At 61.4% G+C, this 21,968-nt stretch carries 20 protein-coding genes; 9 read left to right on the forward strand and 11 right to left on the reverse strand.

Features of this window, described 5'->3' with window-relative positions:
- Positions 1-10: 10 nt before the first annotated feature.
- On the forward strand, positions 11-2,029 hold the full coding sequence (locus ACMGGK_RS22980; protein ID WP_143778395.1) for a hypothetical protein: 2,019 nt from the start codon (positions 11-13) through the stop codon (positions 2,027-2,029).
- 64 nt (positions 2,030-2,093) lie between these two features.
- Here ACMGGK_RS22980 and rpoH read toward each other — a convergent pair whose 3' ends face one another.
- From rpoH to ftsY, 4 genes are all read right to left on the reverse strand, one after another.
- Positions 2,094-2,951 carry an RNA polymerase sigma factor RpoH gene (gene rpoH / locus ACMGGK_RS22985; RefSeq protein ID WP_004934345.1) on the reverse strand — a complete coding sequence of 286 codons (858 nt, stop codon included), beginning with the start codon at positions 2,949-2,951 and terminating at the stop codon, positions 2,094-2,096.
- A 317-nt stretch (positions 2,952-3,268) separates the two neighbouring features.
- Positions 3,269-4,222 carry a permease-like cell division protein FtsX gene (gene ftsX, locus ACMGGK_RS22990; protein ID WP_004934340.1) on the reverse strand — a complete coding sequence of 318 codons (954 nt, stop codon included), beginning with the start codon at positions 4,220-4,222 and terminating at the stop codon, positions 3,269-3,271.
- Complete coding sequence (ftsE, locus tag ACMGGK_RS22995; protein ID WP_004934337.1) at positions 4,212-4,883, reverse strand: cell division ATP-binding protein FtsE; 672 nt, start codon at positions 4,881-4,883, stop codon at positions 4,212-4,214. The genes ftsX and ftsE overlap by 11 nt, the downstream gene beginning before the upstream one ends.
- 5 nt (positions 4,884-4,888) lie before the next feature.
- Positions 4,889-6,571, reverse strand: coding sequence for a signal recognition particle-docking protein FtsY (ftsY, locus tag ACMGGK_RS23000; RefSeq protein ID WP_420277306.1), 1,683 nt, complete (start codon positions 6,569-6,571; stop codon positions 4,889-4,891).
- Between the two features lie 242 nt (positions 6,572-6,813).
- Between ftsY and rsmD the strand changes: the two genes are divergently transcribed.
- Both rsmD and ACMGGK_RS23010 read left to right on the forward strand, forming a co-directional pair.
- A complete protein-coding gene (rsmD, locus tag ACMGGK_RS23005; RefSeq protein ID WP_049299805.1) occupies positions 6,814-7,434 on the forward strand; it encodes a 16S rRNA (guanine(966)-N(2))-methyltransferase in 621 nt (206 codons plus the stop codon).
- Complete coding sequence (locus tag ACMGGK_RS23010) at positions 7,424-7,696, forward strand: DUF1145 family protein (RefSeq protein WP_004934327.1); 273 nt, start codon at positions 7,424-7,426, stop codon at positions 7,694-7,696. The genes rsmD and ACMGGK_RS23010 overlap by 11 nt, the downstream gene beginning before the upstream one ends.
- A 3-nt stretch (positions 7,697-7,699) precedes the next feature.
- Here the strand turns inward: ACMGGK_RS23010 and ACMGGK_RS23015 are convergent, their stop codons facing one another.
- Positions 7,700-8,056 carry a DUF2500 domain-containing protein gene (locus tag ACMGGK_RS23015; RefSeq protein ID WP_028127633.1) on the reverse strand — a complete coding sequence of 119 codons (357 nt, stop codon included), beginning with the start codon at positions 8,054-8,056 and terminating at the stop codon, positions 7,700-7,702.
- A gap of 160 nt (positions 8,057-8,216) precedes the next feature.
- Here ACMGGK_RS23015 and ACMGGK_RS23020 point away from each other — a divergent pair, with 160 nt between their 5' ends.
- Positions 8,217-8,843, forward strand: coding sequence for a lysoplasmalogenase (locus ACMGGK_RS23020; RefSeq protein WP_016929474.1), 627 nt, complete (start codon positions 8,217-8,219; stop codon positions 8,841-8,843).
- A 40-nt stretch (positions 8,844-8,883) separates the two neighbouring features.
- Here the strand turns inward: ACMGGK_RS23020 and ACMGGK_RS23025 are convergent, their stop codons facing one another.
- Both ACMGGK_RS23025 and ACMGGK_RS23030 read right to left on the reverse strand, forming a co-directional pair.
- Positions 8,884-9,261, reverse strand: a complete 378-nt coding sequence (locus ACMGGK_RS23025; RefSeq protein ID WP_016929475.1) for an AprI/Inh family metalloprotease inhibitor — start codon at positions 9,259-9,261, stop codon at positions 8,884-8,886.
- Positions 9,262-9,316: 55 nt separating this feature from the next.
- Complete coding sequence (locus ACMGGK_RS23030) at positions 9,317-10,780, reverse strand: serralysin family metalloprotease (protein ID WP_016929476.1); 1,464 nt, start codon at positions 10,778-10,780, stop codon at positions 9,317-9,319.
- Between the two features lie 681 nt (positions 10,781-11,461).
- On the opposite strand from ACMGGK_RS23030, the gene ACMGGK_RS23035 reads away from it, so the two are divergent.
- On the forward strand, positions 11,462-13,780 hold the full coding sequence (locus ACMGGK_RS23035) for a zinc/cadmium/mercury/lead-transporting ATPase (RefSeq protein WP_420277310.1): 2,319 nt from the start codon (positions 11,462-11,464) through the stop codon (positions 13,778-13,780).
- A gap of 80 nt (positions 13,781-13,860) precedes the next feature.
- On the opposite strand, the gene tusA is transcribed toward ACMGGK_RS23035, so the two are convergent.
- Positions 13,861-14,106 (reverse strand): sulfurtransferase TusA, encoded by a 246-nt coding sequence (tusA, locus tag ACMGGK_RS23040; RefSeq protein ID WP_025304890.1) that lies wholly within the window; start codon positions 14,104-14,106, stop codon positions 13,861-13,863.
- 220 nt (positions 14,107-14,326) lie between these two features.
- Between tusA and ACMGGK_RS23045 the strand changes: the two genes are divergently transcribed.
- The 3 genes from ACMGGK_RS23045 (at position 14,327) to ACMGGK_RS23055 (ending at position 16,106) form a co-directional block, all read left to right on the forward strand.
- Positions 14,327-14,986: a 7-cyano-7-deazaguanine/7-aminomethyl-7-deazaguanine transporter gene (locus ACMGGK_RS23045; protein WP_016929479.1), complete on the forward strand. Its 660-nt coding sequence runs from the start codon at positions 14,327-14,329 to the stop codon at positions 14,984-14,986.
- Positions 14,987-15,027: 41 nt separating this feature from the next.
- A complete protein-coding gene (locus ACMGGK_RS23050; RefSeq protein ID WP_049299804.1) occupies positions 15,028-15,462 on the forward strand; it encodes a GNAT family N-acetyltransferase in 435 nt (144 codons plus the stop codon).
- 80 nt (positions 15,463-15,542) lie between these two features.
- A complete protein-coding gene (locus ACMGGK_RS23055) occupies positions 15,543-16,106 on the forward strand; it encodes a DcrB family lipoprotein (protein WP_016929481.1) in 564 nt (187 codons plus the stop codon).
- A 33-nt stretch (positions 16,107-16,139) separates the two neighbouring features.
- On the opposite strand, the gene glpC is transcribed toward ACMGGK_RS23055, so the two are convergent.
- Genes glpC through glpA form a run of 3 tightly spaced genes read right to left on the reverse strand, consistent with a single transcriptional unit; the run spans position 16,140 to position 20,243 of the window.
- Positions 16,140-17,339 carry an anaerobic glycerol-3-phosphate dehydrogenase subunit GlpC gene (gene glpC, locus ACMGGK_RS23060; RefSeq protein ID WP_240430186.1) on the reverse strand — a complete coding sequence of 400 codons (1,200 nt, stop codon included), beginning with the start codon at positions 17,337-17,339 and terminating at the stop codon, positions 16,140-16,142.
- On the reverse strand, positions 17,336-18,604 hold the full coding sequence (gene glpB, locus ACMGGK_RS23065; protein ID WP_038874127.1) for a glycerol-3-phosphate dehydrogenase subunit GlpB: 1,269 nt from the start codon (positions 18,602-18,604) through the stop codon (positions 17,336-17,338). Before glpB ends, glpC begins: the two co-directional genes overlap by 4 nt.
- A complete protein-coding gene (glpA, locus tag ACMGGK_RS23070) occupies positions 18,594-20,243 on the reverse strand; it encodes an anaerobic glycerol-3-phosphate dehydrogenase subunit A (RefSeq protein WP_143778381.1) in 1,650 nt (549 codons plus the stop codon). Before glpA ends, glpB begins: the two co-directional genes overlap by 11 nt.
- Positions 20,244-20,607: 364 nt before the next feature.
- On the opposite strand from glpA, the gene glpT reads away from it, so the two are divergent.
- Complete coding sequence (glpT, locus tag ACMGGK_RS23075) at positions 20,608-21,963, forward strand: glycerol-3-phosphate transporter (protein ID WP_004934295.1); 1,356 nt, start codon at positions 20,608-20,610, stop codon at positions 21,961-21,963.
- Positions 21,964-21,968: the final 5 nt, after the last annotated feature.

Genomic DNA, 21,968 nt, shown 5'->3' on the forward strand with positions numbered 1-21,968 from the left:
TCCGCTGGCCATGCTGATCGGCGCCGCGCTGGCGCTGCCGCTGAACGGCTATGCCTGCGGCCCGGATTTTCCTAACCGGCTGCTGATCGACCGCAACGGCACCCTGCTGTATATGCCGGAGGGCAATTTCGCCTTCGAAGCCGGCCGGCTGGTGCCGATGGATAAACAGCTGCCGCACTGGCAAGCCCCGCCGCCGCCGATGCCGCCGAAACCGATGCCGCAATCGCCGGAAACGATCGCGATCGGCAAAATGCGCGCCGCCAAAACGGTGGAAGAGGCTGACGCCGTCAATACGCAGGGGTTGTCCAACGCCGCGCGTCTCTATCAACTGGGCGCCGTGGCTTTCGCCAGCCACGATCCGCGCGCCACAGACTATTTCCAGCAGGTGCTGAAGCTACCGGCCGCCGAGCAGGGCGACTGGGGACTGCGGGCGCAGTATTCGCTGGGGCGGGTACTGATGGCGGACCACGGGACGCCGGTGAATGAATCTGGTGAAACCGCCCCCGCCGCCGAGCATCCGCCAAAAGCCGCGCTTGAACAGGCGCTGGCGGCATTCCAGCAGGTGATCGATCGGGTGAAAAACGGCGTCGCCGATCCCGATCAGCTGGCGCTGAGCAGTCTTGGGCAACAGGCGCGCATTCACCTGTGGCTGGGTGACGTCGCCCCCGCCGCCCACCTGTACGCGCAACAGGCGGCGCAGGGCGATCCGAGCGGCGGGCAGTCGCTGCAGTACGTCTCCAGCCTCCTGGTCAATCCCGACCATTTGGACACGCTGAAACAGGTTATCGGCGATCCGTTGATCCAGCAGCTGGTGACCATTGAGCTGTTCGCCCGCAGCGGCAACCTGCAAATGGCGGATACCGACGGCAACGGCCGCTCCGCGCAAATCATCAGCCAGATCCTGACGCTGCTGGACGGCTCAGTGAAAAGCGGCTTCGCCGGCAGCGATCGGCTGGCGGCGCTGGCTTACCGTTCGGGGCAATACCCGATGGCGGCGAGCCTGCTGAAAAACGCCGGCGACAGCGGCCTGGTGTGGTGGCTGCGCGCCAAAATGGCGCTGCGCGACGGCGACGTGAAAGCCGCCACCGCCGCCTACGCCAAGGCGGCAAGCGCGTTCCCCGCCGACGAAAGCTGGGGTGAACAGCGCAACGCCGACTTCGTCGCGGAAACCATCGTGCCCGAGTGCCGGGTGGCCGGCGAACAGGCCATCCTGGCGCTGAACCGCGGCGACTATCTGCAGGCGATGGATCTGCTGTATCGCGGCAAAGCGCTCTACTGGGCCGACGTGGCCGACGTGGCGGAGCGGGTGCTGACCGTCGATGAGTTGAAAGGCTTTGTCGATAAGCACGCCCCGGCGCCGACGACGCCGCTCAAGCCGGTAAACCCGGACGACTACGGCGGCCAGCAGATCACGCCGGAAGTGCAGCTGCGCGAACTGCTGGCGCGGCGGCTGATGCGCGTCGGACGCGCGCCGGAAGCGCTGGCCTATTTCGATATTCCCAACTACCGGCAAGCGGCGCAGCAGTATGCCGATGAGCTGAAGGCCGCCAAGGACAAATCCGCCGCGCCGCTGACGCGCGCGCAGGCTTACTATCGCGCCGCCAACCTGCTGCGCGCCCAGGGGCTGGAGTTTACCGGGTATGAGATGACGCCGGATTACGCCATCTATGGCGCCGGCTATTCCTATCTGGGGGATTCGTTCGATACTCGCGAGCTGAAGCATAAAAGCTGGATCGACAGCGCAGAAGCGGCGCGCGCCAAGGCGGCGCTACCGGAGGAAGACAACCGTTTCCTGCACTATCGCTGGCAGGCGGTGGGGCTGGCGCAACAGGCGGCCGATCTGCTGCCGCCGAAGAGCCAGGCCTATGCCGCCGTGCTGTGTAACGCCGCCAGCTGGGTTATCAAGCGCGACGCCAAAACCGGCCGCGCGCTTTATCAGCGCTATATCAACACCGGCACCCGTTATCCGTGGGCGGCGAAATTCGGCTACGACTGCCCGGCGCCGGACTTCGCCGCCGTGGCGCCATAACGCCGAATTTCAGGCACTAAAAAGCCCGGCTTGCCGGGCTTTTTTTATCGAATCTCGCATCGACTCAGGCTTCGATCGCCATTTTGAGTTTCTTCATGGCGTTCTTTTCCAGCTGGCGCACGCGTTCGGCGGAAACGCCGTACTGATCGGCCAGCTCCTGCAGCGTCGACTTGTTGTCGTCGTCCAGCCAACGGGCGCGAATGATATGCTGGCTGCGCTCGTCCAGACCTTCCAGCGCATAGGCCAGTTTGTCTGCGGCGTTGCTTTCCCAGTTATCTTCCTCGATGCCTTCGGCGAAGTCCGAGCTCTTGTCCTGCAGGTACAGCACCGGCGCCATCGACTGGCCATCGCGAGCCTCGTCGTCCGGAGTCGGATCGAACGTCATATCCTGCGCCGCCATGCGCGATTCCATCTCGCGCACGTCTTTGCTGGTTACGCCCAGCTCGCGGGCCACCAGTTCCACTTCGTCCTGGTTGAACCAGCCCAAACGCTGTTTGGTTTTGCGCAGGTTAAAGAACAGCTTGCGCTGCGCTTTGGTGGTCGCCACTTTCACGATGCGCCAGTTGCGCAATACGTACTCGTGGATTTCCGCCTTAATCCAATGCACCGCAAAGGAAACCAGACGCACGCCGACTTCAGGGTTGAAGCGGCGAACGGCTTTCATCAGGCCGATGTTGCCTTCCTGAATCAGATCCGCCTGCGGCAGACCATAGCCTGAATAGTTGCGGGCAATATGAGCGACAAAGCGCAGGTGAGACAGGATGAGCTGCTTAGCGGCATCCAGATCGCCCTGATAATGCAGCCGTTCAGCCAGCTCCCGCTCTTCCTCTGCCGTCAGCATCGGATAGGCGTTGGCTGCCCGGATATAGGCTTCCAAGCTACCTTGGGGTACTAAGGCTAAAGTTTGCATTTCTTTGGTCATTCAAACCCTCTCTATGAGAATACAAAATCATGCAGGTGATTATTACAGCGGGGAAATGATTGATTCTACGGCAGTTGCTGAAGCAAAAGCGGTTCCACACGCCGGACACCTTAACATTTGCTGCAATTTTTGACCGTACTCCGCCCTAGAAGTTCACCCTTTTTTGCAAGCATTGTCGCTGACAATACGTGACGAGGGTGCAGGCCGATAGGGAATTTGTGCGCTAAGAAGAGAGGGATGGTGCTGACTTCGCTTGAGGTCACTCTTCTCCCGCAACGCGATCAAAAGCAGCAGGAGAAGAGTATACCAAAAAAATCTTACTGTGGTGTAAATCGGCGTAAATGTTGCACCGTCGCCAACCAGGCGGCGATCCAGCCGATCATCGCAGAGATGATCAGCAGCAGCAGCGCCTCATCCCAGCCCAGCCCGTGTAAGGTGAAGGTGGTGCCGAACACTTTGGCCACGCCGGCGACCACCGACTCCAGCTGCCACACCAGCGCCCCGGACAGCACCAGCGACAGCAGCGCGCCGGCAAAACCCAGCATCGCCCCGCCGTTGAGGAACGGCCGCAGGATAAAACCGTCGGTGGCGCCGATCAGTTTCATCACGTTGATGGTGTCGCGGCGGCTGAAGATGCTCAGACGCACGCTGTTGCCGATCACCAGGAACACCGCCACAATCATCAGCACGCCGATGATCGCCGCAATCTGGCCCGCCAACCCGGTCAGCGCCGCCAGACGGGCAAACCAGCTGTCATCCATACGCACTTCTTCGACGCCCTGCACCGCCGCCACGCGATCGCGCAGGGTGTTGAGGGTGTCCGAACTCTGGAAACTCAGCTTCGGCGTGACGATCGCCACCGCCGGCAACGGGTTCTCTTCCAGCATGTCCAGCGCGCCGCCAAAGCCCGACCAGTTGCGGAACTCGCCGCGCGCTTCTTCACGCGACAGGTAGTTCACCTTCTCCACGCCGGCTTCCGCCTTGATGGCGTCGAGCACTTTCAGCGCCGCGTCGTCATCGAGCGATTTATCCAGATAGACGGTCAGCTGCGGCGTCGGATACCACTGGCTGGCCGCGGTGCTGACGTTTTTCCACACGATATAGCACACGCTCGGCAGCGTCAGGGAAATGGCGATCACCATCACCGTCAGCAGCGTCGCCAACGGCTGACGCAGCATGTCTTTGATGGCATTCATCCAGGCGTAACGCCACTGTTCGCGCCAGCCGCCGCGCAGCGCCTTGCTCTTGGCGGTTTTTGCGTTATTGGCCATGGTGAGCGCCTCCTTGCATGCGGCCCTGGCTCAGCGTCAGGATGCGGTAATTGCGGCGGGCGATAAGCCCGGTGTCGTGCGTCGCCATCAGAACGGTCACGCCGACGCGATTGAATTCTTCAAACAGGCGCAGAATGCCTTCCGACAGCGCATCGTCCAGGTTACCGGTCGGTTCATCCGCCAGCAGCACCGCCGGCTTGTTCACCACCGCGCGGGCGATGCCCACGCGCTGCTGCTCACCGCCGGACAGCTGAATCGGGAAGTTCTTCGCTTTATCCAGCAAACCGACCTTGTCCAGCGCGGCGGAAACGCGGCGGCGGATATCTTCGGTGCTGGCGCCGGCGATGATCAGCGGCATCGCCACGTTGTCATACACCGTGCGATCCAGCAGCAAGTGGTGATCCTGGAAGATCATGCCGATCTGCCGACGCAGGAACGGCACCTCGCGGTTTTTCAAGCGGCTGATGTCGTGGCCGCCAAACCAGATGTGGCCGGCGCTGGGCCGTTCGATACCGCAAATCAGTTTCAGCAGGGTACTTTTCCCCGCGCCGGAATGGCCGGTCAGAAACGCCATCTCCGCCGGGCGCAGATGGAAATCGACCCCCTGCAGCGCTTGCCGTCCGCCCAGATAAGCTTTACTGACCTGTTCAAAGCGAATCATCCGTATTAATCCTCTCGGGCAAAAAGTGCCTCAATAAAATCGTCAGCCTTAAACGGCCGCAAATCTTCGATGCCTTCCCCGACGCCGATATAGCGGATCGGGATACCGAACTGATCGGCGATGGCGAAGATCACCCCGCCCTTGGCGGTACCGTCCAGTTTAGTCAGCGTGATGCCGGTTAAGCCCACGGCCTCATTAAATAATTTCGCCTGACTGACGGCATTCTGGCCGGTGCTGGCATCGAGCGTCAGCATAACCTCATGGGGGGCCTGGTCGTCCAGTTTTTTCATGACGCGGACGATCTTCTTCAGCTCTTCCATCAGGTGCGATTTGTTCTGCAGACGGCCGGCGGTATCGGCGATCAACACATCGATGCCGCGCGCCTTGGCGGCCTGCACCGCATCGAAGATCACCGAAGCGGAATCCGCGCCGGTATGCTGCGCCACCACCGGAATGCGGTTGCGTTCGCCCCACACCTGCAGCTGTTCCACCGCCGCGGCGCGGAAGGTGTCCCCCGCCGCCAGCATCACCGACTTGCCCTCCGCCTGGAACTGACGCGCCAGCTTGCCGATGGTGGTGGTTTTACCCACACCGTTCACGCCGACCATCAGGATGACATACGGAGTTTTCCCGCTGACATCCAGCGGCCGATCGACCTTGGCCAGAATTTCGGACATTTCCTCCTTCAGCTTGCCGTACAGCGCTTCGGCGTCTTTCAGCTGCTTGCGGCTGGCGTGCTGGGTCAGGGAGGTGATGATCTTGCGCGTGGTGTCCACGCCGACGTCGGCGATCAGCAGCTGTTCTTCCAGCTCGTCGAACAGGTCGTCGTCGATCTTTTTACCGCGGAACAGCCCCATAAAGCCGGAACCGAGGTTTTGCTTGGTCTTCAGCAGGCTGCGCTTCAGGCGCGCGAAGAAGCCCTCTTTGGTCGGGCGCTCCTGCTCTTGCGCAACGGCCGGCACGACAGGCTCCAGCGGCTCTTCTTCCGGCTCGGGCTCGATGACCGGCTCAGGTTCGACGACTGGCTCGGGTTCAACCACTGGCTCTGGCTCGACCACCGGCTCTGGCTCGACGACCGGCTCAGGTTCAACCACCGGCTCTGGCTCGACGACCGGCTCAGGTTCAACCACCGGCTCTGGCTCGACGACCGGCTCAGGCTCGACGACCGGCTCGGGTTCAACCACCGGCTCAGGCTCGACGACCGGCTCAGGTTCAACCACCGGCTCAGGCTCGACGACCGGCTCAGGTTCAACCACCGGCTCAGGCTCGACGACCGGCTCAGGTTCAACCACCGGCTCAGGCTCGACGACCGGCTCAGGTTCAACCACCGGCTCGGGTTCAACCACCGGTTGCTGCTGCTCCGCCACTTGCTCGGTGACGCTGACGATCTCTTCAGCCAACGCTTGCGGCGCCGCCGGATGTTCAGCCGCCGCCGGTAGGTTTTCCGCGATTTGTTCACCGGCCTGACCGTTATCCCACTCTCCCGGGGTGTCGACGGAGGCGGCAGGTTCAGATTCCTGGGCGGGGAGCTTGTCATCCAGCTTGGCGGCGGCCGGTTCAGCCGGCGTCTCCGCGGCCTGAGGTTCCGCCTGCTCTACCGACGGCTCAGGTTGCTGTTGCTCTTCTTCCTTTTCCTTCTGGCCAAAGCCCAGCCAGGAGAAAAACCCACGTTTCTTATCTTTTGCCATGTTATGACTCTACTCCGTACCGAAGGCTCGCTTACCCTCCATACCTGAAGGATATATGCTGACAATAATCCGCCGAGTCTATCACTTTCCCTCGCGCAGCAACACGCATCCGGCATGCTTTCCGGCGTGAAATCAGACAACAACGTTTTACCGTTCCCCCCGACGCCCGTCACCGGTAGAATAGGGACAACTTTTCGTTAACCTCGGCGGCCCCGCGCCGCGAAAGAAACCAAACAACGCTTATGACAAGACTCTCGCCACGGGCGGCGGCCAAAAAACCGCCCCAGGCCGCAGCCGGACAGATCCGCATCATCGGCGGCCAATGGCGCGGCCGCAAACTCCCGGTGCCGAACAGCCCGGGGCTGCGCCCCACCACCGATCGGGTGCGCGAAACCCTGTTCAACTGGCTGGCGCCGGTGATTCAGGGCGCGCGCTGTCTGGACTGCTTCGCCGGCAGCGGCGCATTGGGGCTGGAAGCGCTGTCGCGCTATGCCGGCAGCGCCACGCTGCTGGAATTCGAACGGCCGGTGGCGCAGCAGCTGGAAAGAAATCTGGCGCTGCTGCAGGGCAAAGGGGTGGTTATCAACACCAACGCGTTGAACTGGCTGGCGGGTGACGGTCAACCGTTCGACGTGGTCTTCCTCGATCCGCCGTTTCGCAAAGGCCTGCTGGCGGAGACCGCCCTGTTGCTGGAACAGCGCGGCTGGCTGGCCGACGAGGCCTGGATCTATGTAGAAGCCGAGGCGGAAAGCGCCGCGGCGGACGTGCCTGCCAGCTGGCAGCTGCACCGGGAGAAGGTCGCCGGCCAGGTGGCCTATCGCCTTTATATTCGTTCGCAAGAGAAAACCGATCATGCTGATTAATCTGGGCCGCCTGCTGATGCTGTGCGTGTGGGGCTTCCTGCTCTCTAACCTGTTCCATCCATTTCCCAAGCCGCTGAAGTATTTCATCGACGTGGCGCTGTTCTTTATGGTGGTGATGCACGGTCTGCAGCTGGTGCTGTTGAAATCCACCCAGCCGAAGGATCAGCCGATCAGCTACTGGCAAGAGGCCAAGATCTTTATCTTTGGCGTGTTCGAGCTGCTGGCCTGGCAAAAGAAACAGCCGCCCATCAAGAAGAAGTGACCGCTACGGCTGAGCGGTGAACGAGACGAAGCGCGTGCCCTGCATGTTCAACGTGCCCTGCGCGCCTTTTTCAATCGGGTTGTACTGCCATTGCTTCAGCCGCAGCTGGATGTCTTCACCGCCCTGGTTCGGGCTGAACACCACCTCGTAATACATCGGCTCATTGACCAGCGGTTCGCGCTGCGGCGCACGGGTCTTGGCGACCGGCACCGCGCGTTTGTCGCTCACCGTCACCTGCAGACTGCGCATCGGCGCGCGATCGTTTTCCGCCTCCTGCTGGCGCTGTTTGAAGTAGCGTTGCGTGGCCAACACGGCGATCAACGCCATCACGGCGACAAAAAACAACGGTGGCTTACTCATCGGTTTCCCATTTCCTTCGCGGCTAAATCAGCGTAAACATAGCATTCTCAAGAAAGCATTGTCGATCGCTGGCAGGCTACCTACACTGAAATGAAGAAGTGACATGTGTGACAGTTTGGAGCCGGTGGTTGCGGCTCCCTCATACATAAGGAAGACATAAATGAGTTGGCCGTTCCTTGCCGTATTCTTTTCCGGTTGGCTGTTCGTCGACGCCTCTTACCGTGGGCCGCGCTGGCAGCGCTGGGTGTTCAAACCCGTCACGCTGCTGTTGCTGTTGCTGTTGGCCTGGCAGGCGCCGGTGCTCGGCGCGGCGGGTTATCTGATCGTACTCGGCCTGCTGGCGACGCTGATCGGCGACGCATTGCTCCTGTTGCCGCGCGAACGGGTGCTGTACGCCATCGGCGCCTTTTTCCTGTCCCACCTGCTGTACACCCTGAGTTTCGCCAGCCAGATGACGTTCAGCCTGTTCTGGCCGCTGCCGCTGGCGCTGCTGGCGATCGGCGCACTGCTGCTGGCCACCGTCTGGACCCGGCTGGAAGAGATGCGCTGGCCGATCGTTACCTACGTGGCGATGACGCTGCTGATGGTCTGGCTGGCGGGCGAACAATATTTCCTGCGCAGCACCGATTTCGGCTTCTCGCTGCTGATCGGCACCTCGCTGCTGCTGCTGGCCAACGTGGTTTGGCTGCTCAACCGCTACCGCTTCACCTTCCGCGCGGCGGACGCCATCGTGGCTTTCTGTTACTTCTCCGGCCACTTCCTGATCGTGCGTTCGCTCTACCTGTAGAGACCTGCCGCGGGTTCGGCGCGCCGAACCCGTTTCTTCATCAAGCCAGCGCTTTCAACGTCAAAGCCTCATCCGCACCCAGCTGATTGCGGTACAGATCGCCGTCGCGCGAGAAGAACGCCAGCGTGCTGCCATCCGCCCGCAGCAGGGCGATGCCGTCCGGCGCCGGGCGCCAGCCCACCACTTCCGCCGCAAACACGCTCTGCAAACAATGTTGCCGATCCACCAGCTGATAGCCGTTGGTCTCGCTTTGTTCATCCGCCAGAAACTCGATTTGGCATTGCCGTTCGCTGTCGGCCACCTGCCATTGTCCCGCCAGCGACTGCGCGGTCGGCAATGCCAAACTGCCGGCCATCACCGCGCTCGTCACCATCATGCCGCCCGCCGCCAAGGCGGTGCGCGCTAAAGTACCTTTCATACCGGGCTCCCGCATCACGCCCGGCCGAGACTGCGCCGGGCGTTCCGTTGCTGTGTTACACGATAAAGTCCGTGGCGACGTCTACTTGGCCGACGATTTTCACCAAGAAGTCCGGCGCCTGATGCCCACCGATGTTCACCGACAAATCGGTCACGTTGCTGGACGCGTTGTAGCTCAGCAGCGCCTCACCGGCCGTGCCGCTGAAGTGATCGACGAAGTGAATGAAATCGCTGCTCTGCGCTTCTTTATTGAAGAACGACAGGTCGATCTTGTCGATCCCCTTCTGGAAGTCGCGGATCCAGTCTGAGGCGCCCGGTGCGGAATCGCTGGCGGCAGAGAACACGAAGATGTCTTTGCCGGCACCGCCCCACAATTCATCCGCCCCGCCGCCGCCGAACAGCACGTCGTTACCCGCGCCGCCTTTCAGCACGTTGTTGGCCGCGTTGCCGACGATCACGTCGTTGCCGGAACCGCCAATGGCGTTCTCAATGGTCACACCGGCGGCGATCGAGACGTTGCCCTTCAGGCCGCCCACGTCGGAGAACGATTTCTCGTTCAGGTTGATGCGCTGGTTAGCGGTGTAACCGGAGAAGTCGAAGGTATCGTTGCCGCCCGCATCCCAGGCCGCAAAGATCACTTTCTGCGAGTTGCTGGTGGTGCTGAGGAAGTCACGACCGGTATTGGAGTTAAAGCCGTACACGGTGTCGCCGGTGCGGGTCGACAGGTTGGCGCCATACAGATGCTGAATGGCGGCAATGTCATCCAGCAGCGGAGCCGCGGCATAGTGACCGCCGTTGTCGCCACCGGTATTGGTTTCACTCCAGTAGCTCATCAGGCTGAACTGGCGGGTATCTTCCGCATAGGTGACATCTCTATATGTCGGGTTGCCCTCACCGGCGTTGTAGTCGCCCGGGTGGCTCAGGCCCAGCGCATGGCCAATCTCATGGGTGAACGTCTGGCGGCCGTAGTCTTCGGTCGCCGGATGCTTCACGTTGGATTGGTTGACGTTGTACCAGGTCTGGCCGCCCAAATCCTGGCCCTGCCAAATGGTGTTCGGCAGGAAGGCGTAGGCCTGGGTGCCGTAATCATAGTGGCCGGGACGATCCTGGCTGTAATTGCCGAAGGTGATATTGGCCTTTTGACCGGCCGCCACTTCGGTGAAGGTGATATTGGCGACGTCGGCCCAGGACTGCAGCGACAGCTTAGCCTGCTGCTGCTGTTCCGCGCTGAACTTGCTCAGCCCGGTGTCGCCGGCGACGTTGGTGGAAGAGAACTTATAGTCCGGGAACGAGAAGGTTAATTTGACCGGCTGGCCAAATACCTTGTAACCGTTCCAGGTTTGGTTCTCACGGGTAATAAACAGCCCAGCTTGCTCGTTAGAAAATGAATCCTTGCCATTAATCTGAATCCCGTTACCCCGCTCATGATAATGCAGCAGGTCGTCTACAGCATCGTAACCGGTTGTCGCGGCTGCGAGGCTGGATTCAGTAATTTCAATTGCCTTTTTAGTAGATTGCATTGGTTCGATTCCACTCATTACCTGATTGATATCAATCAGACAGATAGACATAACCTCCCCGTAAGCCACGGTTAATGAACCTCAAGCTTGCTGGAAGGGGCTTATGCGCCGTTACCGGCAGTGTGTTAGGTAGAATTAATGCATATATATCAGCAAATAAGATCACCATTAAAAATGGTAATCGATTCCAATTATAGGCAGGACCGTAAAACTGCACATAAAATAATCAACCATTTATTATCGCAACGAAAGTTTGTTATGCTGCTTTTTAGGCTTATTTACAAAGCAAATGAAACTTGATGAGGATAAGTTGGCACCAAACTTCAATAGCAATGCGGCCTGCAGACTCAAGCGAATCATGCTGGCTTTACTCGGGGGAAAAGGTAAATTTTGCTAAAGCGTTATAGATTAATAACTCTTTATTATTAGGTTGGGCGATTTTTTAGTTTCTATAGGAATATTATTTTCTTATTTAAACTAACGGCAGCGAGCCTTTTCGCCCAAATAGGGGATAAGAAAAGCCGATATATTTAAATTCGCATTATTCATTATTGAATGATTCCCCCTTTCTACGCTTGAACGCCGTTAGCAATAATTCTCATCCGGCGCTTGACTCTGGAGTGGACTCCAGGGTGTAGAGTCAGTTGAGCAAACCCGTTTAACAGCCCGAAGGGGGACGTTATGCACAATCAGCAAAACCATAATCATCAGGAACATCACCACGCCGAAGGCGGATGCGGCTGCAACCACAGCCACAGCAAAACTCAACATGGCTGCAGCAGCGAACCGAAAAACGCCGCCGCACAGGCCGAACACGCCCACCATCATCACGATCATGGCGATAGCGGCTGCTGCACCGCCGCGCCCGACGATCCGGACGAGGAAAGCGACAGGCTGGCCGCCGCTCCCCCTTCCGGCAGCCAACGTTTCAGCTGGAAAGTCACCGGCATGGACTGCCCCAGCTGCGCCAAAAAAATCGAAAATGCCGTCACGGCACTTCCCGGCGTCGACAGCGCGCGCGTGTTGTTCGCCACCGAGAAACTGGTGGTCGACGCGCAGTCCGATATCAGCCTGCGGATCCAGGACGCGGTCGCCCAGGCCGGTTTTACCCTGCTCGGCGCTCAGACCGCCAAAGCCGCCGCGCCGAAAACCTCACGCTTCGGCGAATTCGCGCCGCTGCTGCTGTTAACCACCCTGATGGTGGTCAGTTGGGCGCTGGATCGGGTTAACCCGGAGCTGGGCCGCATCGCCTTTATCGCCACCACGCTGGTCGGGTTGGCGCCGGTCGCCGCCAAGGCGCTGCGTTTGATTCGTTCCGGTACGCCGTTCGCCATCGAAACGCTGATGAGCGTGGCGGCCATCGGCGCGCTGTTCATCGGCGCCACCGCCGAAGCGGCGATGGTGCTGCTGCTGTTTATGGTCGGCGAACTGCTGGAATCCTACGCCGCCAACCGCGCACGGCGCGGGGTGACGGCGCTGATGGAGCTGGTACCTGAAGATGCGCTGCTGCTGCAAGGCACGGAACGCAAACGCGTGCCGGTCGCCAGCCTGCGCCCCGGCGACGTGATTGAAATCGCGCCCGGCGGGCGCCTGCCGGCCGACGCCGAGCTGCTCAATCCGTTCGCCAGCTTCGATGAAAGCGCCCTGACCGGCGAATCGGTGCCGGTCGAGCGCCAACAGGGTGAGAAAGTGGCTGCCGGCAGCCTGTCCGTCGATCAGGCGGCGCAGATGAAGGTGATCTCCGAGCCTGGCAAAAACGCCATCGACCGCATTTTGCAGCTGATTGAAGAGGCCGAAGAGCGCCGCGCGCCGATCGAACGCTTCCTCGATCGCTTCAGCCGCTACTACACCCCGGCCATTATGCTGCTGGCGGTCGCGGTGATCCTGGTACCGCCGCTGCTGTTCTCACAGCCGTGGGAGACCTGGATCTATCGCGGCCTGACGCTGCTGCTGATCGGCTGTCCATGCGCGCTGGTGATCTCAACGCCGGCGGCCATCACATCCGGGCTGGCGGCCGCCACGCGGCGCGGCGCGCTGATTAAAGGCGGCGCGGCGCTGGAGCAACTGGGCCAGATTCAAACCATCGCCTTCGATAAGACCGGCACCCTGACCGAAGGCAAGCCGACGGTCACCGACGTGCTGCCTATCGGCGCGCTGACCGAACAACGGCTGTTGCAGCTTGCCGCCGCGGTGGAAGCCGGTTCACATCACCCGCTGGCGCAGGCGATCATCAACCGCGCCGCCGCAAGCGGGGCTGAGTTGCCGCTGGCGCAGGCGCGCCGCGCGCTGGCCGGCGTCGGCGTGGAAGGGATCGTGGACGGCAAGACCGTGCTGATCAGTGCGCCGGGCAAGCTGGCGCCGGGCCTGCTCGCCACCCAATGGCAGAACCAGGTAGACAAGCTGGAAAACGCCGGTAAAACGGCGGTGGTGGTGCTGGAAGACGGCGCGCCCATCGGTTTGCTGGCGCTGCGCGATACGCTGCGCGGCGACGCCAGGCAGGCGATAGCCGAACTGAACGCGCTGGGCATTCGCGGCGTGATGCTGACCGGCGATAACCCGCGCGCCGCCGCGGCGATCGCCGGCGAGCTGGGCCTCGACTATCGCGCCGGTCTGCTGCCGGAAGATAAGGTCAGCGCGGTCACCGAACTGAGCGAACTGCGCCCGACGGCGATGATCGGCGACGGCATCAACGACGCCCCGGCGATGAAAGCCTCCAGCTTCGGCATCGCCATGGGCAGCGGCACCGACGTGGCATTGGAAACCGCCGACGCCGCCCTGACCCACAATCGGCTGGTGGGCGTCGCGGAGATGATCCGCATCTCGCGCGCCACCCACGCCAATATCCGGCAAAACATCACCATCGCGCTGGGGTTGAAAGGGGTCTTCCTGATCACCAGCCTGCTGGGACTGACCGGGCTGTGGCTAGCGGTGCTGGCCGACTCCGGCGCCACCGCACTGGTCACCGCCAACGCGCTGCGGCTATTGAGAAAGCGCAGCTAAGTTTGGAAACAAACACGGGCGCGGCATACCGCGCCCGTTGTCATTTGGGGGAGGGAACTTTTAACTCGGCCGCGCCGCCGTTAGACGCCTTTACGCAGCAGATAACGGTATGGCGCCTGCTCGGTCTCCTGCGCCACCAGCGTGTGCTCCATAAAGCGGCAGAACCCCGGGATATCGCGGGTGGTGGCCGGATCGTCGGCGATAATCAGCAGCGTTTCGCCGTTGTCCATATGGCGCACGGTTTTGCGCACCATCATCACCGGTTCCGGGCAACGCAGCCCCAGCGCGTCGAGCGTCTGGTCTGCCTGGGCAAATAAGTCAGTCATGCAATTTTTCTCGTTCAAAAACGATCGGCGAACGCTCGCCGCATCTCATTAGCGCCTAGTTTACGCCGGTAGTTTTTCTGCGCAAGATGCGTTAACGTTTGCGTTAAATTTAACCATTGCATTGGTTGCGCAAACGCGTATCATGCCGCCGCGCAGCGTTTTTTGCTGTTTTGACAAGACACACTGGGTTCCCTCACCCCACTGCTAAAAAGGCTACAACATGTATTCGTTTACCGCACAGCAGCGCTTCACCGCGTTGGTCTGGCTTTCGCTGTTTCATATCGCCATCATTACCTCCAGCAACTACCTGGTGCAGCTGCCGATCACCGTTTTCGGCTTCCATACCACCTGGGGCGCCTTTACCTTCCCGTTTATCTTCCTGGCGACCGATCTGACCGTACGCATTTTCGGCGCGCCGCTGGCGCGACGCATTATCCTGGCGGTGATGGTGCCGGCGCTGTTCATCTCTTATGTGATCTCCACCGTCACCTATCAGGGAGAATGGCAGGGCTTCGCGGCGCTGAGCAGTTTTAACCTGTTCGTGGCGCGCATCGCCGTCGCCAGCTTTATGGCCTATGTGCTCGGCCAGATCCTCGACGTACACGTCTTCAACCGCCTGCGTCAACGCAGCGCCTGGTGGGTGGCGCCGGCGGCGGCGATGTTCCTCGGCAACATCAGCGATACGCTGGCGTTCTTCTTCATCGCCTTTTATAAGAGCAGCGATCCCTTCATGGCCAACAACTGGGTGGAGATCGCGCTGGTGGATTACAGCTTCAAGGTGATGATCTGCCTGCTGTTCTTCCTGCCGATGTACGGCGTGTTGCTGAACATGCTGCTCAAACGCATCGCGGCGCGCAGCGGCGGCCTGCAGCCGGGCTGAGTCGTGTTATTCTGGGCGGCCTTATCCTTTGGAGGCCGCTCATGACCCCAATCGTCCGCACCGCCACGCTCGAAGACATCCACCTCCTTTACCAACGCATCCCCGAATTCGGCGGCCTGCATAGCCTGGCCGATCTGCAGCAACGTATCGGCGCCGCCCCCGCCAGCCTGTTGATCGCCGAGATAGCCGGACAGCCGGCCGGTTTCAAACTCGGTTATCAACGGCAGGAAACGGTGTTTTACAGCTGGCTGGGCGGCGTGCTGCCGGCATTTCGTCGCCACGGCGTGGCGCAGGCCTTGTTGGCTGAACAGGAACGTTGGGCGCGGGCGCAGGGCTATCGCCAACTGACGGTCAAAACCCGTAACCGGTTCCGCGCCATGCTGACGATGCTGATCGCCCACCACTATCAGATTGTTCAGCTGGAAAAGAAAGGCGAAGTGGCTGATTATCGGCTATTACTGGAAAAAAACTTGTGACAACATCTGCCTTGCATTTCAACCTGGAATAGGTTGCGATACGACAGTGAATCCCTACCGGAAAGGAAGAAGGAAGCCCGATGCGTAAAGTAGCGAAATTGATGGGTATCAGCCTGCTGGCGCTTGGCCTCGCGGCCTGCGACGGCGAAACCAAAGACACCAAGGCAGCGCCAGACGGCGCGGCGGCCAGCGCGCCGGCCGGGCAGCAGGTGAGCCTGCTGGACGGTAAACTGGCGTTCACCCTGCCGGTCGGCATGGCGGATCAGAGCGGCAAGCTGGGCAACCAGGCCAACAACATGCATGTTTACGCAGACAGCACCGGTCAGCGCGCGGTGATCGTCATCTTGGGCGACAAGACCGCCGACAGCCTGGAGACTCTGGCCAAACGCCTGGAGAATACCCAGCGCGCGCGTGACGCCAACCTGCAGGTGATCACCAACAAGGCGCTCGACGTCAACGGCGTGCCGCTGCGTCAGCTGGACAGCATCATCACCAGCGGCGGTGAAAAGGCTTATTCTTCCGTCCTGATCGGTTCGCTGAACAACAACATGCTGACCATCCAGGTAACGCTGCCGGCAGACAATCAGCAGCAGGCGCAGACTGAAGCCGAAGGCATCATCTCTACCCTGAAGCTGAAACAGTAATCCCGCAGGGGCCGGCCTGCCGGCCCTTTCGTTTTATGCCAACGCCTGCGCCAGCAGGGTGATCGGATGTTCGCAGCGCTTGCTGGTGGACATTTCTATCTGCCATTTGCAGGTCTCGCAGTCGGTCACCACCAGATCCACCCCGCTCTCTTCTATCTGCCGGAACAGCGGCACGCCGATGCCTTGCGACGTGGCGTAGTTCTCCGATTTGAACCCGTAGGTGCCGGCGATGCCGCAGCACTGCGAATCCAGCACCACCAGCTCCAGCCCCGGTATCTGCCGCAGCAGCTCCAGGGTGTAGGCGGTCCAGCCCATCTTCTCCATATGGCAAGGCGTGTGATACGCCACCCGCAGCGACGTGCGTTTCAGCGGCAGGCTGCGCCCCTGATTGATCAGGCGATAGAGATAGCGCGTCGCCAGCTCCACCCGATCGCGCACCGGGGTGGTGTCTACGTCCAGCAAGTGGGGGTATTCGTCGCGCAGGGTGAAGGTGCAGCTCGATGAGGTCGCCACTACCGGAATGCCGCGCTCCAGCACCGTTTCATGCAGCGACTCGGCGTTAACCCTGGCCTGCTTCTTGGCCTGCTCGATAAACCCGTTGGCGATCAGCGGCACGCCGCAGCATTTCTCGCGTTTCAGCAGTTGCACGCCGATATCCAGCGCGTTGAACACCCGGACCAAATCCTTGCCCAGCTGCGGGTGGTTATAGTTGACGAAGCAACCGTGGAAGAATGCCACCTGCTCGGCGTAACGCTGCTGAGCCTGCGCCTGTTGCCGGTACCAGCGGCGGAAGGTGCCGAAGGAATATTTCGGCAGTTCGCGCCGGTGATCGATCTTCAGCGCCTTGTCCAGCAGCTTGCGCACCGGTTTCAACCCGGTGGCGGCGTTGACGATCGGCGCAAACGGCGTCGACAGCGATCCCATGATATCGGTATGGCTGAGGATGGCATCGCGCAGCGTCGGCTTGCTCTGGGCGAAGTCGGCGCGGGCGCGCTGAATGATGTCGCCGATTTTGACGTCGGACGGGCAGGCCACTTCACAACGCTTGCAGTTGGTGCAGTATTTCAGCGCTTCGTCGTACAGCGCCGGGTCTTTCAGCCGCAGCCGTTCGCCGTCCGGCCCCGCCTGTTTCGGCCCCGGATAGAGCGGGTTCACTTTGGCGACCGGGCAGTAAGTGGTGCAGACGGTGCATTTGATGCAGCTTTCAAAGCTGTGGTCCCGATGCAGGCTCATACGTTCTCCTCCGCGGCGATCTGCTGCGCGACGTGCAGCGCGCCGATCAATGACACGCCGGCGCCGCAGCCCTGCTGCAGCGGATCGTAGCCGCCGGCGACCGCACCGATGGCGTACAGGTTGTCGAACGGCACTCCCTGCTTCATTGCCCGCAGTCTGCCGTCGGTACGCACGCCGAACTGCAGGTAAGGCTGCGGCGCGAACAGCTCGCGTCGGCTCCAGTCGGCGCGATCCGCCCGACTGTGTACGTCCAGCCCGAAGATCGGTTCGCGCACCCCGTCGAAATCGGCCACCAGTCCATTGCTGAAGAAGCTGCCGCTGGCCAGCACCACCTGCTGCGCTCGCAGCGGAATATCGCCGTGGTTGCGGGTGTACAAACCGGTGACGCGGCCGGCTTCGCTCTCGGCGCGCAGCACGCTGTCGCCCGGCATGAAAACGCCGCCCAACTGCTGGAAACGCCGCCGCAGCGCCTGATGCAAGCGCATGCCGGGCACCGAAGGCGGCAACGTCGGCAGCAGTCGGATCGGCTTGCCGACCGCATCCTGCAACACCGCCAGCGACGCGTCGTCCTCCAGGCCCAGACAGGCCGGCAGGAAGAGCGCCTCGGCCTCGCCCGCCAGCCGCCGCAGCTCTTCGGCCATCGGCGGCAGGCTTTCCATCAAATCCAGTACCCGGGCGATGTTCACCGCACGAAACTCGCTGGGGTTATTGCGCAATCTGTCCAGCGCCGGCATGTGCAGATAGGCCACGTCCGTCTGCACGCCGAGCTCTCGGCTCAGGGCGTCGGCGGCCATCTGCGGTTGGAAGTCGAGGAACCCTTCGATGCCGATCACCGCAATGCGCCGCCACGGCAGTTGGCCGGTCAGCGGCAGCGTCGGGATCGCCTGCGGGCTGAGCCAGGTGGCGCGGCGCGTGCCGAGCGGCGTAATGCGCAGATGGTTGTTCACCCCCTCGCCCTGCAGATTCAGCCCGCAGCGTTCCAGCAGCCGCTGCGCGGCGGCGGACAGCGCCGCCACCCGGCCGGGCCCGATCAGGGCGTACGGATGCTGCGGCGCCTGTTGCGCCAGCTGCGGCAACGCCGCCAGCGGCATCTCGACCGGCGTGCCGTCCGGCAATCTCGCCAGCAGATCGAGCGAGCCGGAGGAGAAGTAGAGCGCGCTCTGGCCAGAACTGACCACCGCGCAGCGCTTGCCCTGTTCGGCCACGGCAATGGCGCAGCTCAGGCCCGCCAGACCACCGCCAATCACCACGACGTCAAATCGCATCATCCGCCTCCTGCTCCTGGTCGGCCTGGGCTTCAAGCCCGCATAATCCCTGGTAAACCCAACTGGTGAATTCGCTCTCGCGCAGCGCATCGCCCCAGGCGATCGGCCGTACGCCTTTCCAGCGTTCGTTGAGGAACTGCGACAGTTGCGCGATGGATTGCTGCGGCGTGCTGACGTTAAAACGCGTCAACAGCCCGGCGGCGCGGCAGGCGCAGAGTTCGCCCTGGCAGGTGCCCATGCCGACGCGGGTGCGGCGGCGCAGATCCACCAGGTTATTGACGGTCAGCGAGTTGACGGCATAGCGCACTTCCCCGGCGGTCACCGCCTCGCATTCGCACACCAGGCTGGTGTCGAGCCGATCGGCCGCCGGCACCTGGCTGGCGCGATCGCCGTGCCGGTAGATCGCCGAGCCGCGAATGCTGGCGGGCAGTGAGACCACGCTGCGCACCGTTTCCTCCGCCGACTGGCGGGATCCGGGCAACGCGTCCTGCGCGGTGGTGCACGGGCGGTTTACGCCAAGCTTTTCGCACACCTTGTCGGTGGCCCACTCCGCCATCAGACGATAGGTCATCAGCTTGCCGCCGGTGATGGTGATAAACCCTTCCAGCCCGTCGCGGCTGGCGTGATCGAGCAGCACGATGCCGCGACTGACGTTGCGCCCGCTGGGATCGTCGTCGCTGGCCACCAGCGGCCGCACCCCGGCATAGGCGCGCAGAATGCGGGTCTGCGCCAGGGTGGGCGCCAGCAGCGCCCCTTCGCGGATCAGAATGTCCACCTCCTGCGGCGTCACCAGCATGTTATCGATTTGGTCGTAGTCGATATGGGTCGAGGTGGTGCCGATCAGCGAGATGGTGTCGCCCGGCACCAGGATGTCGGCGTCCGCCGGTTTGCGGCAACGGTTGATCACCATATTGTTGATGCGGTGACCGAGGATCAGCAGCGCTCCCTTGGCTGGGAACATGCGGATGCGCAAATCGGCGTATTCGGCGATCTGCTGGCCCCAGATGCCGGCGGCGTTGACCACCACCGGTGCGTGCAGCTCATAGCGCCGCTGATTCTGATGGTCGTAAACGCGCACGCCCGTCACCCGGTCGCCGCTGCGCAGCAGCCCCACCACCTGGTGGTAAGTCAGGATCTGCGCGCCGTGTTCGCGCGCGTCCAGCATGTTGGCGGCGGTCAGCCGGAAAGGATCGACGGTGCCGTCCGGCACCCGCACCGCGCCGATCAGCGCCGGGTTAGCCGCCGGCTCCAGCCGCAGCGCCAGCTGCGGGTCGATCGCCTCGGCGTCGATGTCGGCCTGGCGGCAGGCGGCGATAAACTGCTGCTGATAGTCCAGCGAGTCCTGCGGCAGGGTGATGAACAGCCCATCGGTGCGCTCGATACAGTGATGCGCGATGCGTTTCAGGATGCGGTTCTCTTCGATGCACTCGCGCGCCGACTCGCCGTCGGTCACCGCATAGCGCGCGCCGCTGTGCAGCAAGCCGTGGTTGCGGCCGGTGGCACCGGTGGCGATGTCGTGACGCTCCAGCAAAATGCAGCGCAAGCCGCGCCGCGCACAATCGCGGGCAATGCCTGCGCCGGTGGCGCCGCCGCCGATGATGATCACATCCGTTTCGCCGCCGTCAAAATAGCTGCTCATGTCGCTCCCTCAGGATCGGTAGTTATGAGCCTATTGAGCCACGGTTATTAGGGTCTTTGTTTGATAAGGAACAAGAACGAACATAAAACGAAATAAAAATGTCCACAAAAAACCATCAATGTGATCATAATCACGATTTTTGGACGTTTTTCTATTTCATAACGTTAACGAATCGCTCAAAATCCGCCGTGGTTTCATGAAAGTGTAACAATTGCGCCATTCGTCACAGCGACACCAGGCGTATTTGATGACAATGGCGCTCGTTATGGAACACAAAAACACTACATTCGATATCCGCTCAATCATCAAATGAACGTAAAAGGTCATATTGATGTGATAACAGATAAAGCCATCGGAGGCGCTCATGTTGAGTATTTTTAAGCCGGCCGCACACATCGCCCGTGTGCCGAGCGATAAGGTAGACCCGCTCTACCGTAAGCTGCGCTGGCAAATTTTCCTGGGGATCTTCTTCGGTTACGCCGCTTACTATCTGGTGCGTAAGAACTTCACCCTGGCCATGCCTTACCTGATCGAACAAGGCTTCAGCCGCGGCGACCTCGGCTTCGCGCTGTCGGGCATCTCCATCGCCTACGGCTTCTCCAAATTCATCATGGGTTCGGTCTCCGACCGTTCCAACCCGCGAGTGTTCCTGCCTGCCGGCCTGATCCTGGCGGCGGCGGTGATGTTGTTCATGGGCTTCGTGCCGTGGGCCACCTCCAGCATCGCCATCATGTTCGTCCTGCTGTTCCTGTGCGGCTGGTTCCAGGGCATGGGTTGGCCGCCGTGCGGCCGCACCATGGTGCACTGGTGGTCGCAGAAAGAACGCGGCGGCATCGTTTCCATCTGGAACTGCGCCCACAACGTGGGTGGCGGCCTGCCGCCGCTGCTGTTCCTGCTGGGCATGGCCTGGTTCAACGACTGGCACGCGGCGCTGTACATGCCGGCCTTCGGCGCCATCCTGGTGGCTCTGATCGCCTTCGCCCTGATGCGCGACACCCCGCAATCCTGCGGCCTGCCGCCGATTGAAGAGTACAAAAACGACTACCCGGACGACTACAGCGAAAAAGACGAAGAAGAGCTGACCGCCAAGCAGATCTTCATGCAGTACATCCTGCCGAACAAGCTGCTGTGGTACATCGCGGTCGCCAACGTGTTCGTCTACCTGCTGCGTTACGGCATTCTGGACTGGTCGCCGACTTACCTGAAAGAAGTGAAGCACTTCGCGCTGGACAAGTCTTCCTGGGCTTACTTCCTGTACGAATACGCCGGTATCCCGGGCACCCTGCTGTGCGGCTGGATGTCGGACAAAGTGTTCAAAGGCAACCGCGGCGCCACCGGCGTGTTCTTCATGACGCTGGTGACCATCGCCACCGTGGTGTTCTGGATGAACCCGGCCGGTAACCCGACCGTAGACATGATCTGTATGCTGGTCATCGGCTTCCTGATCTACGGCCCGGTGATGCTGATCGGCCTGCACGCACTGGAGCTGGCGCCGAAGAAAGCCGCCGGCACCGCCGCGGGCTTCACCGGCCTGTTCGGCTACCTGGGCGGCTCGGTCGCGGCCAGTGCCATCGTCGGCTACACCGTAGACTTCTTCGGTTGGGACGGCGGCTTCATGGTGATGATCGGCGGCGGCGTGCTGGCGGTTATCCTGCTGCTGCTGACCATGCTGAACGAAAAGAAACACCACGCGGAAATCGCAGCCGGCAAACGCGGCTAAGCGTC

The organism is Serratia sp. BNK-33-b (assembly GCF_048684565.1).
In the GTDB taxonomy this organism is placed as follows: Bacteria; Pseudomonadota; Gammaproteobacteria; order Enterobacterales; family Enterobacteriaceae; genus Serratia; species Serratia marcescens.